The sequence below is a fragment of the Paenibacillus sp. UNC451MF genome (assembly GCF_000686845.1).
Classification (GTDB): Bacteria; Bacillota; Bacilli; order Paenibacillales; family NBRC-103111; genus Paenibacillus_S.
Genome location: NZ_JMLS01000003.1, coordinates 203,989 through 218,988, shown reverse-complemented (window position 1 = coordinate 218,988; position 15,000 = coordinate 203,989). Strand labels below are relative to the sequence as shown.

The window sequence follows — 15,000 nt, the reverse complement described above, 5'->3', positions numbered from 1 at the left end:
CTAATTTTATTAATATTTTTCATATAGATGACCTCATGGTACCATAAGAAAAGTAAAGAGCAAAGCGAGGTTGACGATAGATGAACCGGTTAATGATTGTCTTCATGACGATGTTGTTTACATTAACAGGCTGCGAAGAGCCTTCAATGTCGGAATCTCTTAACAATGGAAAGGAGAATGTTCAGCCTATGGTACAGAATCAAGCTATTGAGCAATTAACAAGCTTCGCTGAGCAAAGCAATCAAGCAGGAGTTGAGGAGCTACTTAAACAGGGTACGGACATTAACGGACAAGATAGTGCAGGGAGAACAGCAGTCCTGGCCGCAACACACGGACGTAAGGCGGGTATGGTGAAGTATCTCATTGAGCACGGAGCCGACATCAATATTCGGGATAACCGAAAGGATAATGTACTGCTTTATTCTGGGGCGGAAGGCTTGCTTGATATTGTAAAATTAGCCATTGAAGCCAAGGCCGACACCCGACTTACTAATCGTTATGGGGGTACGGCTCTCATTCCCGCTTCAGAAAGAGGTCATTTTGAAGTAGTCAGCGAGCTTCTTGAGCATTCCGACATTCAAGTTAATCACATTAATAATTTGGGATGGACTGCGCTAATGGAGGCTGTTGTGCTAAGTGACGGAGGCCCCAAGCATCAGCAAATTATTCGTAAGCTGCTCGAACACGGAGCCGATCCTGCCATTCCCGATCGTGACGGAATTAGCGCATTACAGCATGCAAAGTCGCGAGGATATAAAGAAATTGAACGTATACTACTCGAGGCTGAAGCGAAATAATGTATACGGACAATAGCCTAATAAAGGAGTATTAACATCAATGAAATCGACTGAATTTATGCAAAAAGCGATTGATCTTGCCTACGAAAACACATTACACAACGGCGGAAAACCATTCGGAGCAGTTATCGTCAAAAACGGCAGCATCATCGCCACCGGGGTCAACGAGGTTCTCTCCACGTATGATCCGACTACTCATGCAGAAATGCAAGCGATTCGCGAGGCATGCCGTACCCTGAATAGTGCCGAACTTACAGATTGCGAAATCTATGCAAGCGGCCAACCATGCCCCATGTGTCTAGCTGCGATCTATTGGTCAGGAGCCAAAGCCGTATATTACGCATACACCGAAGAAGATGCGGCACAAATCGGTCTTAGCACCAAGCATGTATACCATCAGTTGTCCCTCCCACTAGATGAGCAAACGCTTCCGATTACAAGAATAGTGCCTGCAGCGTCTAACAATCCTCTGGAACTATATAAGCTGAAAAACAACTTGTAATGTGAGTCCATGCCTAAATGATTTAAGACAGCTCGACATGGAGGTATTGCTGAAAGAACATTTGAGCGGCCGCGGATAGACGGCGATTCTTTAATAAAGCTATTCCGATCTTACGTTCGGGAATTTGTTCTTTCAGCTTTATCTCTGCCAGCTTGCCGGATTCCAGCTCCGATTGAACGAACTGCTTGGTTACAAAAGAGATCCCTAGTCCAGCCTTCGCAAACTCGATTAGCAGGTCGACACTGGCCAGCTCGATTTCCGGTTCCATAGTGATTCCATGAGCTTGAGCAAAATCTTGAATAAACCGGCGGGAACTGCTGTTCTTAGAGAACAGGATGAGCGGATTGGCTGTGAGCTCAATTAAAGACATTTCCTGTCTAGCTAAATGAAAATATCTTGGACCCGCTACAAAGCAGTCCTGAACCGTTATTGTCTCCATAATTTTCAGAGTGCTATCTTCAATCGGTAAACGGACAATACCAAAATCGATCCTTCCCTCCTTTACATTTTGAATGATTTCCGGTGTTGTGCCATGAACCAGATCAAGACGAATTTGAGGATAATCATTGCAAAAAAGGCCCAGGGACGGCAGCAGAAAGTATTTGCACAGCGAATCACTGCTCCCCAGCCGCAATTCCCCTCTCATCAGGTTATTGAACTCCGCAATTTGCCTCTCCCCCGTTTCTATGAATTGAAACGCCTTCTCTATTTGTGAAAATAATAGCTGTCCCTCCTCTGAAAGCCGAACTCCCTTTGCTCCGCGATGAAATAGAATGACGGCAAGCTCTGTCTCCAGCTGCTTGATGGCATGGCTAACACTAGGCTGTGTTATATACAACCGCTCTGCCGCACGTGATAAATTTTGCTCCTTAGCCGTCCAATAGAAGGCACGGTACAGCTCCAAATTCGCAATCATGTCATTACTCCCATCTATAGGTCGTATGTATAATATCGATTTCATATATATCTTTGTTTCCCATTATAATCATAGTTGAGCACAACTTCTACTTACTTAAGGAGGATGTTTAACAAATGACTTTGATTCATACTACGATTCAGCAAAAAGCAGTAAACACGATTCGGACACTTGCTATCGACGCTATTGACAAAGCTAACTCAGGCCATCCCGGCATGCCGATGGGCTCCGCTCCAATGGCCTATGAGCTTTGGACGAAATTTATGAAGCATAACCCTGGTAATCCCAATTGGATTAACAGAGATCGGTTTGTTTTGTCCGCAGGACATGGTTCCATGCTGCTGTACAGCTTACTTCATCTCTTTGGCTATGATCTTCCACTGGAAGAGTTGAAAAAATTCCGTCAATGGGGCAGCTTGACTCCGGGTCATCCGGAGTATGGGCATACGGCCGGTGTCGACGCAACAACCGGTCCCCTAGGTCAAGGTGTTGGGATGGGAGTCGGAATGGCTCTGGCTGAAGCGCACATGGCTGCAACCTACAATCGTGAAGGCTTCGATATTGTCAATCACTATACTTACGCGATTTGTGGCGACGGCGACATGATGGAAGGGATCACTGGGGAAGCAGCCTCTCTTGCTGGCCATTTGCAATTAGGCAAATTAATCGTACTATACGATTCCAATGACATTTCATTGGACGGCGACTTGAGCCTTTCCTTCTCTGAGGATGTACAGCAGCGATTCAGCAGCTACCGTTGGCATGTCCAACGGGTTGAGGATGGCAACGATCTTACTGCCATTCACCAAGCTATCGCAGCAGCTCAAGCAGACCCTCGCCCATCCCTGATCGAGGTTAAAACGGTGATCGGTTACGGAAGCCCGAACAAAAGCGGCAAAGCGGGAGAACACGGTTCTCACGGCGCACCCTTAGGTAAAGCTGAAACGGCATTGACCAAGGATTTTTATGGTTGGCCGAATGAACCCGATTTCCATGTTCCACTGGATGTCCAAGAGCATTTCGCCCAATTCCAGCAGGAAGGCGCTGCACATGAAGCAGACTGGAATGCTAAATACGAGCAGTATCGTCAAGCACATCCAGAATTGGCGCAGCAGTTCGATACCGCAATCAGCGGACAGCTACCTGAAGGCTGGGATGCTGATCTACCTTTCTATACAAGCAGCGACAAGGCTATCGCTACACGTTCCGCTTCCGAGAATGCATTGAACGGCCTTGCGAAAAATGTTCCTCACCTGCTAGGAGGTTCTGCAGATCTGGAAACCTCCACAAAGACGAACATCAAAAGTTCAGGTCGGTTAACTCGGAATGATTACAGCCAGCGCAATATTTTCTTCGGCGTTCGGGAATTCGCAATGGGTGCAGCTTTGAACGGAATGCAGCTTCACCAAGGCGTTCGCGGCTTTGTAGCTACCTTCTTCGTCTTCTCCGACTATCTGCGTCCGGCGATTCGGCTGGCATCGATTATGAAGCTTCCTGCTATCTACGTGTTCACACATGATAGTATTGCGGTCGGTGAGGACGGTCCAACCCATGAGCCTATCGAGCAATTGACAGCTCTGCGCTGCATCCCTGGCATCACCGTGATTCGTCCGGCAGATGCTAACGAAACCAGCATAGCTTGGAAATATGCCGTGCAGAATCAATCTGGTCCAGTTGCCTTGATCTTGACTCGTCAAGCACTGCCGATCCTTGAAAGCTCAGCTTCCTTGGGAGCGGAAGGCTTAGGAAAAGGTGCTTACGTAATCTCTGATGCCGTGAACGGCAAGCCGCAGGCACAGATTATCGCGACGGGCTCAGAGGTGCAGCTTGCTATTGGAGCGCAACAGAAGCTGGCTGAGGAAGGCATCGATGTCCGTGTCATCAGCATGCCAAGCTGGGAGCTCTTCAATCAACAAACACAAGAGTACAAAGATTCCGTCATTCTTCCAGATGTCGAAGCAAGACTATCTGTAGAGATGGCTTCTCCACAAGGCTGGCATCAGTATGTCGGTACTAAGGGAGACATCATGGGCATTGACCGCTTCGGTGCTTCCGCACCAGCTTCCCTCGTTATGAAAGAATACGGGTTTACTGTAGAGCATGTCGTCGCTCGTGTTAAAGCTCTTCTAGGTTAAGTAAAATGAAAAGACCGATAGTTCCTAATGTGGAACTATCGGTCTTTTCACGCAGCATTTGACGGTTCTCTTCCCTGCTTATTTTCTTTTCAAGGCTAGCATTTGGTATACTTCCCGCGAGTCGCCCTTTAATACTTTTTGTGAGGTATTCATTTGACTGGAGCCATCTCCGTCAAGGAATATGCCGTCTACCAGTCGACCTTTCCCGATCTTCTCCACGACAGCGGCACGGAATTGCTCAACTGTACAAGGCTTATCCGTCACAACGAGCCATACATTTTGCCGGTCGTCGTAGACTGCACCCGATCTCAGTCTTGCTTCATCGAAAGCAGGCATATCCTCCGATAGGGCCTGATCAACCCAATGAGCGTCGCGACCGAGAGACATACTAACTCCACCCTGCGCCCAGTAATGCTGCTTATCTGTTACCTTGATTTGATGGGCGTCCTGCACTACTTGAACGGAAAAATGTCTCGTTATCTCATCCCATACAAGCGTACCTTTAGGATAATCAATATTGTACCAGCCTGAACCATAATCGTCCTGCTCGCCTTTCAAGGGCTGATCGTTCATGACGGCAATGCTAAGCAAATCTCCGTTCCAAAAAAAACCACCGTTAATCCCGTAATCCGCTGTAAGTGAAACATTTGATGTGATCGGCTTCAATACGATATTTTGCGGGACAGTCTGAATAGAATACAACCTGACTCCGTTGGATGCCATCGTTTCCTGATATGTATAGTGCTGAAGCAGTTGAAAAGTAGAGGATGGCTGGACAACCGAGAATAATATGGCAAGCAAGTTTCCTAGTAGAAAAGCGGCCAGTAACATGGGAAGATGCGACCTGACCGGCCAACCGATGACACTTCTTAGCATTCGCGCAACCATACCGATGGCTCCTCCGTCATTCTTAGCATTTCATAGAATCAATCAATCTATTGTTCTATTCTATGAACCTTTGAATGCATTCATGCTAGGATTCAACGACAACGCCTTTTTTCAAAATGATATTGGCGTATAACGCCTTTTCTCCTGTCGCGATCACAGCATAAGCCTGCTTGGCACGATCGTAAAAAGCAAAGCGCTCTACCTGCCTTAGCTCTCCTGCTTGGGGATCGTGTTTGTCGATCAATTCCCTGTATTCATCCCAAATGACCGGAACAGCAGGATCTCCAGGAACAACCTCCATCAAGGCTACGGAATGATCCGCATAGGTATCGAGTGGAAAAAACGTCAAGATCGCATCCAGTAACTCGGGAATCGCGTGTCCGTCGCAACGAATTAATCGCTGTGCATGACTTGCTCCCGGAAAATTGCCGTCTGCTAACACAATCTCGTCACCATGACCCATTTCCATAAGTATTTTCAACAAATCCGGGGAAAGAATTGAAGGAATTCCTTTTAACATATCGTTTTTCTTCCTTTCTATTAGCAACTAATTCTCATTTATCCTAAACGGGAAAATAAGAGCTTGTCAATACATACCAAAAAGACGTCCCGGAAGCATTGCTTCACCCCAGAACGTCTCATTTTCAAGCAAGCATTACATCATATAAGGCTGCTGCTGTGTATTCCCGTATCCTGCGCTCCCGGAGGAGTAACTGGAGTATGGAGAAGGACCATGTAGTGCATTGTTAATGAATTGGTTCGTTTGCTGCTCATCCTGCTGGTGTTTGCGGATCTGTTTCTCAATATCTTGACGCATTGCTGAGGATGAAGTGTTATACATATACTGCTGAGACATCAATTGATAAACACTGCCCTGCATTTGCAAAGTGCTGTGCAGTAAGGAAGTAAACATTTGACGCACTCCCATACAATTAGCTTCCGTTGCTGCGGTCGTATATTCGCGACTTGTTCTTTTCAAGTCACACAATATTGTGTAGAGCAGATCTTTTTCAGGTAAAGATGCATGCTGCTGCGACTGACCGGAATATGGGGTAAAAGACATGGATTGTTGCAACATAATCACCTCATTTAATTGGTTTGCGGCTGCATTGGCGCTAGCTGCATATGCTGATGCAAGGATTGCATTAGCGACTGATAGTGCTGCTTATGTAAGGATACCATCTCCATACATAACGAATGCGTTGCTGGATTATGCGTTGTTGAAGTAAGCACTGCGCATTGTTTAATCAATAAGTCTTCATTAGACATGGAATCCACAATGTAATCCAATTCCTTAGAAGTTAACGGCTGCTTCATGGGTCATTCCCTCCTTGATCATCAATTAATCAACCCGATTTATAATGCCCACTCATCAAGAAAATCTATTCACCTTAACGTTGAATAATAAAAGAAGCAGGTGAAAGCATATTAGAAACAACCTAATTTAGAAGAAGGAGCCTTATTATGGATTTATTTACTGGAAAGCTTTTATGGCCGGATACGCTGCCTAATCCTCCCGCATACCCAGCTTTAGATGACGATATTGAATGTGATGTTCTGATCATAGGGGGCGGAGTAGCCGGTGCGCTTTGCAGTTACTACTTAACGAAGCAAGGAGTAAAAACAGTCCTTGTAGAGAAGAGATCCATAGGGGCGGGAACTACAGCAGCCAATTCCGGCATACTTCAATGCAGCAATGATAAAACGCTGACTTCATGCATTAACTCCTTCGGTGAACGAAACGGGGTAAGATTTTACCAGCTGTGCAAACAAGCCGTTAGCGAGCTGGGAAGAATATGCTCAGAATTGAATTTGGATGCCGATTATCGAAATAGAAACTGTCTTTATGTCGCATCCAAAGAAAAAGATATCGGATCGTTGCAAAAGGAATTTGAGCTGCTGCAAAAGCACGGCTTTTCAGTAGGTTATTGGGGACCAGAGCAAATATCCCGTCACTTCTCCTTCAGTAAACCCGGCGCAATATTCAGCGAGGGCGATGCGGACTTTAATCCCTACAAGCTATCCAATAGACTGATTGAAGCGCTTTGCAGTCAATTCGGACTCCGTGCCTATACTAACACGGAGATCATAAGTCATATTGCCCATGAGAACCATCTTGTGTTTCACACCAAGAATCGAAGCACCATCACGGCAAGCAAAGCCATTATTGCAACTGGATATGAAGCACAGCAATTGAAGCACAATTCCAATGCATTTTTAGAGAGTACATACGCAATGGCTACCCAGCAACTGGAAAGCTTTCCAGGTTGGTTTGATCAATGTCTGTTATGGGAAACGGCAAGACCCTATCTATACTTACGTACAACAGTCGATAACCGCATAGTCGTCGGGGGGATGGATGAGGGTACGAACAATCCTAAAGAGCGAGACTCCATGCTGCTCAGAAAGAAAGATCTGCTGTTAGAAGAGGCTAAGAAGCTTTTCCCAGAACTCGGAGAGCTTAAGGCTGAATATTATTGGTCAGCTACTTTTGGCTCCACACATGATGGCTTTCCACTCATTGGACCGCAGGAAGCGTTCCCCCACTGCTATTTTGCTTTGGGCTACGGTGGCAATGGAACGGTCTATAGTACGATTGCCGGACAAATCCTAAGCTCTCTCATCACTAACGGGTTTCATCCGGATGCTTATTTGTTCCGTTTTGACCGCCCTTCCAGACAACTTTCGCATTCTTAAGAATTTTTTCAGCTAAGTTTCATGTTATGCCTCCTAGTTTAAGATATAATTGGTATATCTGAAAAAGGAGGACAAGGAATGAATGCCAATCTGCCGTCTGCGGCTATGGAAAAAGTAAAATTCTTTTATCAATTTATTCGTACTCCCAGATCTATCGGCAGTGTAACTCCAAGCTCCCGATTTTTAACTAACAAAATGATAGACAATGTCCCTTGGAGTGAAATCGGCAGTGTAGCTGAACTGGGCTGTGGAACCGGGGTCATCACCCGAGCAATCCATGAAGCGATGAAACCGGGAACAACAGCGTTCCTATTCGAAAGGGATCCTTATTTGCGCAAGCAGCTCACGTTTCAGTATCCTGACTCAAACACCTACTCCGATGCGTTAAGCTTGTCTGCATCCATTCGAAGTGAAGGCATGGAGCAGGTCGATTGCATCATTAGCGGTTTACCGTTTGCCAACTTTCAACCGTCGCTTCGTGAATCACTTGTAGAACAAATTTACCAGTCCTTAAAACCAAACGGTTATTTCATTGCTTTTCAATACTCACTACAGATGAAAAAACAGCTTCAATCGCATTTTGACATATTATCCATCCAATTCGTCATGCTGAATATTCCTCCTGCCTTCGTCTATGTATGTCAAAAAAGGGGTTATTGACTTGGCATCCTTACTCTTGATCGGTTACTATAAAAGTGTAATGTGCATACGCATTAACGTAATCGACAAGCGAGGTGTTTCCCTATGGAGGAAGTTATTATCGTCGGGGCCGGCCCTTGCGGTTTATCCGCGGCTATCGAGCTGCAGAAGATCGGCATCAACCCGCTCATCATTGAAAAAAATTGCATAGCGCATTCCATAAGCCTATACCCGACTTATATGCATTTCTTCAGTACGCCGGAGCTGCTGGAAATAGGCGGAATTCCTTTTACGACACCCAACGAAAAGCCTTCTCGCCTGGAAGCGTTGAATTATTACCGAAGCACGGCTCTGCGCAGCCAAGTAAGAGTGCAATCCTATCACAGTGTGGACGCTATACGTAAAACAGAGGATGGATATTTCGAGCTTACTGTAAGTGACCGATTCGGAAGCACATATGCGGCTCAAGCACGATATGTTATCGTGGCTACGGGATATTTTGACCATCCGAACATGCTTGGCATCCCTGGAGAAGACAAAGCCAAAGTAACTCATTATTACCGCGAGGCACATCCTTACAGCTGCACGAAGGTCGTTATTATCGGAGGCAACAACTCTGCCATTGACGCAGCAATGGACCTCTTACGAGTAGGAGCAGAAGTCACCGTTGTATATCGAGGGGAAGCGTACTCGCCTAATATCAAGCCTTGGGTACGGCCGATTTTTGAAAGCATGGTGAGCAAAGGGAAAATTACGATGATGTTCAATTCTCGAGTTGTCTCTATTGATGACCGATTTGTTACCATTCTGGAAAATGGTACAGAGAAGCAGCACGACAATGACTTTGTACTCGCACTTACCGGCTTTCGACCAGATCGCTCCATGCTAACCGATGCCGGAGTACAATTAGACGAAGCCCAAACGGCGCCGCTCTATGATTCTGACACGATGGAAACGACTGTAAAAAGCTTATACATAGCTGGTGTTGCCGCTTCAGGCAGCGACGCTAACGAAGTGTTTATTGAGAGCGGTCGGCTGCATGGCGTAATGATTGCCCAGCATATTGCATCACAAGCTCATTCGACTACATAAGCTAACCATTTCACGAATAAAGTATAAGAAACGGCCTACTCGGAGCAAACCGACGGCCGTTTCTTTTTTGATTATGATTCAATCTGCAGCAGACAACCTATCTACTATATCCAATTGGGGGACAATTCCGCTTTATTTACTTCTTCAATTCCTCTATCTTTTTATCGAAAGCTTCTGAAGCTTCTCTTAATACCGTATTGGAGTCCTTGCCATTCTTGATAGCACTCGTTAATGCGCTCCTTAATGCGTTGATTCCCTCTTTATCATATTCAGTCTGAGGATAAGGATTTGCCGGTGTCATATTAACCGCACGAATGTTTTTCCCCGCCATCCACGTCAAATCTTTACCAAACGCTTCTTTAATTTTAGCATCTTTTAACACGCTGTATCTTCCCTGCTTGGACATGTCCAACTGCACTTCATCAGATAATACAGCGGACATTACGCGAAATGCATCATCCTTCTTCGTGCTTGTTTTGGTCAACACCATTAAGTGCGCATCAATTCCAGGACTGACACCCGGAAGATGATTCCATGTAGGAAAAGAAGCCATATCCCAATTTAAATCCTTAAATTGACTTAGATCACCGAATAAATTAATGTCAGGCAGCATAGCTAAGGTGCGTTTATTATAAAACAAGTCAGCGGCCTCTTTATTATACAAAATCTGCTCGTTTCCAGAGATCGAATGAATCGTAATCATCCTATCCATGACTTGCTTCCACTCTGTTGAATTTAGTGTCGATTTTTTTGTTTTTGGATCAACGAACGGTAATGAGAGCTGTGAAGCCAGTCGTTCCGGTACATTGGGTTCAAGTCCACGAAACTGGGTTCCATTGTCATGCCGCGTCAACAGCTTGGCAAGATCCGTGACCTGCTCCCAAGTCATCCCGTCCTTTGGATACGGTACTGCAAACTTATCGAATATATCTTTGTTAAAATACAATGTCTGAAAATTTCTTGAGTAAGGAAGAGCGGCAAGATCCTTCATTAGCGTTGCAGCTTTTACAGCTTCGATAGCCTGAGGTTCGATTTTAGTTACATCAAATTTGTGATTTTGGATCAACTCCGTAAGTGGAGCGGCAAGATCCAATTCAAGAAATTCTGGCATTCCATTAACATTATTAGTAATTACAATATCAGGCACATTTCCCGCAGCGACAAGCTCCGATAGTTTGGTACCTTTAGCGTTGTAGATGACTTTCTCCACCGTTATCCAGGGATATTGTTTTTTCACAGGTTCGACAATGTAACGATTAAACTCCTCATCCGTTAAATATCCTTGAGTTTTGATCCCGACAGAAATGGTAACAGGCTGATGATCCGCCGATTTTCCGACTGCCGAAGCAGTTGAATCCTGAGTATTTGATGAACAGCCGTTCAGAAGAGTTATAAGTACAAGGGGACCTAACAGGATTGATCCTAGTCGATTAAAGCCCGCTTTAAGCATTTAAGATTTCCACTCCTTCAATTCGTATTAACATTAATGCTTGTTTGTTCCAAGTATTGCTTCAATTCTAGCGGCCAATCCGTTTGAATCATATTAAATCCATAACGGACCATCCAATCCCATCCTGAAGGAGTGTCTTCGTATCCTCCGCAAAGCTTTTTCTGAATGGCATTAACCCATATTCGATGCTTTCCGTTTAGTTGTTTGAAATTTGCCACAGAGATCACAGGACTAGCTTCAGTGGGATAAACAAGCTCCAACGCTTTTGGTTTAACTACGCTCAACACTTTACCTAATTGATCCACATTAAATTCTTCGATTACGTGCATGTACTCAGGTCGAACCAGCTTATTATTCAAAAAGTCCTCTACTTCCTCATAGTCTGAACTGCTCTTGAATAAACCTTGTGACAGTGTATCCGTTTTTACCAAAACATCATAGACCTCTTCTCTGACATCCCAACATTTATCAAGGTTAATCATCATTTTTCCTTTAACAAGCAGCATGATCTCCTCAAGTGTAGCAATTTTCCTACTTGTTAACTGTGCTTCCCCACCTCCCTTACCGTCATAAAGAAACAACTTTTGTATTTGTTCAAGTGTTAAATCCGATACCTTTCCCGAACCATTGGTCATCCGGTCCACTGTTTTGTCGTGCATAAGCACCAAGTGACCGTCCCTAGTTCTACGGACATCAATTTCTACCATGTCTATCCCCATATTTATACAAGACTGTACAGCTGCTAACGAATTTTCAGGATAATGCCGCCAATCTCCTCGATGTGATACCGTCAAGGTACGCGCACTGGGGTCATTAAACAATGAGTACACTTCAGCAAATTTATCTTGTGTCATAGTCGCCATTCTTCCTTCCTCTATTGTTCATAATAAAGTAATCGATTACTTTTTGACTTAAAAAAAAGCTGGTACTTCTTTAGGCTTATTATTCAATGAGCTAATATTTTATCACAAAAGATTAATCGATTACTTTAATGAAAACTAAGATACTTTTATAAGATATACTCAAAATGTTATGGGAGTGTCATCGCATTATGAATTATTCGTAAATCCGCATGATCTATTGGTTTTCTTTCTTATAAATGTTGCCATGTCCGTCATCCCATATAAACTAATGCCTGAGAAGATTATCCGCTGATCTTTCAGTTCCTGTTCAAGCACTGCATTTAATTCTTCTATTGCTTCTTGTGATTGGGCCCCTTGTTCCTTGTTAGCGAAGTAGCCGACCGAAACATGTGGCTTATACACAGCAGTCGCTGTAGCAAAACCGAAACGTTTCTGAACATATTGATTCAATGTGTCCCTATTCTTTTCCATAGTCTTTAGTTTTGCAGCCGATTCAGAATCGGCAGGCTGAACCCTCGCAACGACCCCGCTATTGTTCCAGTTTTCAAGCATCTCGAACTTAAATGTTATGCTTTCAGAATTCATCAAGCTAGTCATAGCATCAGAGTCTAGTAATGAGCTTTCCATCAAGCTTGAGTATGGAAGAGATCGTAATAATTCATCTGCTTCTTCTTGATCTTGTCCCGACAGGTTGTGAACATTATAATCATTGATCCCATCCCAAACGGTTACATGATAAGAATGCAGCGGCAAATGACATAACAGGAACTTGTGGGACAAATGCTTAGCATTTCCCACTACATTCCAAAGCGAACTATATAAAGCGGTCTCGCTTTCTCCATATTGACAATTAACTCTCTCGAAATTCGAGCCATCGTTCAGTGTAACATAACTATGCCCAGGATTATCAAATAAAAGCGAAAATCCATTGAAAGGCGCCCACACAGGTTGGAACCCTTGTACTTTCCGATTGGTGATGTTAAACATATGAATCCTAACCTCCGTATCATTTTCATAAGTTGGATGATTTAATCAACCATTTGGGATCAAGTTGCTCTCTAAACAAAATTTCAAAAAAAGTCTGCCCCTTTGTCATCCACCCCCTCAAAAAAGTAATCGATTACTTTTCAGTATAAAAAAAAGAAAGCCTATGTTTCCCTTATTGTTAATTGATGGTCCAGGATAAGCCTTCCACTTTTATTTATCTCTTTGTTTTGTATCTTTTGAATTAACAAATTTACAGCAGAGAATCCCAAATCAAACGCCGGCTGAACAATAGTAGTTAAGCCTGGATTTGATATTTCCGCAAGAAAAGTGCCATCAAAGCTAATTAAGCTTATATTCTTGGCGAGATGAATAGCATCCTCTCTAATTCCTTTTAAGATATAGGCTGCCATCAAATCGGAATGAGTGAGTAAGCTGTCCACTTCTATTCCCTCATTCACGAGCTCATTTAGCATAGCAATCATCTGACCATCTTCTCCATGTCCTTGGGTCAGCTTAATGATTAATTGCGGATTGTACTCGATGCCAGCTTCGTTCAGAGCCTCTTTGTATCCCTTTAATCTATCATTGACGGAGCTAGACTTCTTGGAGCCTGCAATGTATACAATGTTTCGGTGGCCTCTTCTAATCAATTCACATGTAGCGTCATAGCCTGCCTTTTTATTATCGATAGAAACGTACGTGATGTTGATATCATCATAATACTCATTACACATTACAACAGGGAACTGTTCATTTAAGCTTTGAATCGTCTTCTTATTCGCCCATGATGACAAAATAATAATTCCGTCCACTTGACTTGTGCTGAGCATATTCTCGTAAGTGGTGGCTTGCCATTCTGTTGTCCCAATGATCATATTATAACCGCTATTGCGAATAGCCTCTTGAGCGCCTCTAACGATGCCTGCATAAAAAGGGTTTGCTATTGTCGTCATGACCATTGCGATCGTATTACTGGATTGCTTTCTTAAATTTTTAGCAAGTATGTTTGGTTTATAATTAAGCTCCTCTATGGCCTTCATAACTTTTTGTCTGTAGTCTTTTTTTACTGAGGGATGATTATTTAATACCCTGGACACCGTTGCTACTGATACTTTTGCTCGCTCTGCTACCTCTTTAACTGAACTCATTATATTCCTCGCTATCAAGTAATCGATTACAAAGTTAGATTAGCACATCATTTTTTTCCAGTCAAGATCACTCTAACGATTTTGCTTATAGAAAAGGGACCGCCACTCAGTCATCATCGATGTCTTGAGGACAGCCCCTTACTAGGGTCCTGCTAAAATATAAGTTCCTTTTCCCTTTGGGTCAATCTTCTGCCTGCGATGTCCACTACAAGCCTGCCTCCGGATAAGCCCCAGATGCGTGAACCGAATTTCTCAGCCAGCTCCAATTGATGCAAACTGCAGAATACCAGGACTTTGTCTTTCCGGCAAATATCCTTCAAGTCTTCCAGCACCTTGATAGCAGCTTCCGGGTCCAGGCCGGAAACGGGCTCATCCGCATAAATAACCCTGGCACCCCGAATTAACGCTTTAGCAATGGCGACACGCTGCTTCTCCCCACCACTCAGCTTCTCTACTGGTTCATGAGCCTTGTCCAACAAACCGACTTTATCCAAATAATCCATCGCTGTCATATGATCATCGTTAGACGTGGTTCCAGAGAGGATACGCCACCAAGCCTTGTGAAGAAATAAGCCGCTTAATACATTTTTCAAAGCGGATTTCCGCAGGTTCAAGCTTGGCTTCTCCTCCAGATAAGCCCAATCCTTACGAAGCTTTAACTGCTCCAAGCCGCGCACACCGGAGATATCCTTCCCCTCATAGATGTACTGGCCCTCGTCCCACTTCATTTTCAAGGACAAACAGCGAAAAAGGGTTGACTTACCGCTTCCGCTAGCCCCTACCAAAGCAATAAGCTCTCCTTCGTCTGCTTGGAAACTAATCTTTGACAATATTTGATGATCTGGCGGAAATGATTTCGATAAATTGCGTACAATAATCATCCGTT

General features: G+C 44.1%; 16 protein-coding genes. 6 read left to right on the top strand and 10 right to left on the bottom strand.

Features of this window, described 5'->3' with window-relative positions; all coding sequences use genetic code 11:
• The first annotated feature begins 80 nt into the window (after positions 1-80).
• Together BP97_RS0106500 and BP97_RS0106495 are read left to right on the top strand one after the other, a co-directional pair.
• Entirely contained in the window at positions 81-797 is a 717-nt protein-coding gene (locus BP97_RS0106500; protein ID WP_028548371.1) for an ankyrin repeat domain-containing protein, read from the top strand.
• Positions 798-837: 40 nt separating this feature from the next.
• Positions 838-1,299 carry a nucleoside deaminase gene (locus BP97_RS0106495; protein ID WP_028548370.1) on the top strand — a complete coding sequence of 154 codons (462 nt, stop codon included), beginning with the start codon at positions 838-840 and terminating at the stop codon, positions 1,297-1,299.
• Positions 1,300-1,321: 22 nt separating this feature from the next.
• Here BP97_RS0106495 and BP97_RS0106490 read toward each other — a convergent pair whose 3' ends face one another.
• Positions 1,322-2,215: a LysR family transcriptional regulator gene (locus BP97_RS0106490; protein WP_028548369.1), complete on the bottom strand. Its 894-nt coding sequence runs from the start codon at positions 2,213-2,215 to the stop codon at positions 1,322-1,324.
• 116 nt (positions 2,216-2,331) lie between these two features.
• On the opposite strand from BP97_RS0106490, the gene tkt reads away from it, so the two are divergent.
• A complete protein-coding gene (gene tkt / locus BP97_RS0106485; protein ID WP_028548368.1) occupies positions 2,332-4,350 on the top strand; it encodes a transketolase in 2,019 nt (672 codons plus the stop codon).
• A 78-nt stretch (positions 4,351-4,428) separates the two neighbouring features.
• Here the strand turns inward: tkt and BP97_RS0106480 are convergent, their stop codons facing one another.
• From BP97_RS0106480 to BP97_RS0106465, 4 genes are all read right to left on the bottom strand, one after another.
• Positions 4,429-5,238 (bottom strand): hypothetical protein, encoded by an 810-nt coding sequence (locus BP97_RS0106480; RefSeq protein ID WP_197035417.1) that lies wholly within the window; start codon positions 5,236-5,238, stop codon positions 4,429-4,431.
• Between the two features lie 85 nt (positions 5,239-5,323).
• Positions 5,324-5,758: an L-fucose mutarotase gene (gene fucU, locus BP97_RS0106475; RefSeq protein ID WP_028548366.1), complete on the bottom strand. Its 435-nt coding sequence runs from the start codon at positions 5,756-5,758 to the stop codon at positions 5,324-5,326.
• Positions 5,759-5,893: 135 nt separating this feature from the next.
• Positions 5,894-6,316, bottom strand: a complete 423-nt coding sequence (locus tag BP97_RS0106470; protein WP_231506232.1) for a spore coat protein — start codon at positions 6,314-6,316, stop codon at positions 5,894-5,896.
• Positions 6,317-6,327: 11 nt separating this feature from the next.
• Positions 6,328-6,555: a hypothetical protein gene (locus BP97_RS0106465; protein ID WP_028548364.1), complete on the bottom strand. Its 228-nt coding sequence runs from the start codon at positions 6,553-6,555 to the stop codon at positions 6,328-6,330.
• Between the two features lie 147 nt (positions 6,556-6,702).
• Between BP97_RS0106465 and BP97_RS0106460 the strand changes: the two genes are divergently transcribed.
• The 3 genes from BP97_RS0106460 (at position 6,703) to BP97_RS0106450 (ending at position 9,666) form a co-directional block, all read left to right on the top strand.
• Entirely contained in the window at positions 6,703-7,935 is a 1,233-nt protein-coding gene (locus BP97_RS0106460; RefSeq protein ID WP_028548363.1) for an NAD(P)/FAD-dependent oxidoreductase, read from the top strand.
• Between the two features lie 78 nt (positions 7,936-8,013).
• The gene (locus BP97_RS0106455; protein WP_051620413.1) at positions 8,014-8,595 is read left to right on the top strand and encodes a class I SAM-dependent methyltransferase; all 582 of its coding nucleotides are present in this window, start codon (positions 8,014-8,016) and stop codon (positions 8,593-8,595) included.
• An 84-nt stretch (positions 8,596-8,679) separates the two neighbouring features.
• Positions 8,680-9,666 carry a YpdA family putative bacillithiol disulfide reductase gene (locus BP97_RS0106450; protein ID WP_028548361.1) on the top strand — a complete coding sequence of 329 codons (987 nt, stop codon included), beginning with the start codon at positions 8,680-8,682 and terminating at the stop codon, positions 9,664-9,666.
• A 136-nt stretch (positions 9,667-9,802) separates the two neighbouring features.
• On the opposite strand, the gene BP97_RS0106445 is transcribed toward BP97_RS0106450, so the two are convergent.
• The 5 genes from BP97_RS0106445 to BP97_RS0106425 all read right to left on the bottom strand — a co-directional run bounded on the left by BP97_RS0106445 (position 9,803) and on the right by BP97_RS0106425 (position 14,995).
• Positions 9,803-11,116, bottom strand: coding sequence for an ABC transporter substrate-binding protein (locus BP97_RS0106445; RefSeq protein ID WP_028548360.1), 1,314 nt, complete (start codon positions 11,114-11,116; stop codon positions 9,803-9,805).
• 17 nt (positions 11,117-11,133) lie between these two features.
• Positions 11,134-11,970: a glycerophosphodiester phosphodiesterase family protein gene (locus BP97_RS35490; RefSeq protein WP_231506231.1), complete on the bottom strand. Its 837-nt coding sequence runs from the start codon at positions 11,968-11,970 to the stop codon at positions 11,134-11,136.
• A gap of 195 nt (positions 11,971-12,165) precedes the next feature.
• On the bottom strand, positions 12,166-12,966 hold the full coding sequence (locus BP97_RS0106435; protein WP_028548359.1) for a hypothetical protein: 801 nt from the start codon (positions 12,964-12,966) through the stop codon (positions 12,166-12,168).
• 161 nt (positions 12,967-13,127) lie between these two features.
• On the bottom strand, positions 13,128-14,114 hold the full coding sequence (locus tag BP97_RS0106430; RefSeq protein WP_028548358.1) for a LacI family DNA-binding transcriptional regulator: 987 nt from the start codon (positions 14,112-14,114) through the stop codon (positions 13,128-13,130).
• A gap of 152 nt (positions 14,115-14,266) precedes the next feature.
• Positions 14,267-14,995 carry a phosphonate ABC transporter ATP-binding protein gene (locus tag BP97_RS0106425; RefSeq protein ID WP_028548357.1) on the bottom strand — a complete coding sequence of 243 codons (729 nt, stop codon included), beginning with the start codon at positions 14,993-14,995 and terminating at the stop codon, positions 14,267-14,269.
• Positions 14,996-15,000: the final 5 nt, after the last annotated feature.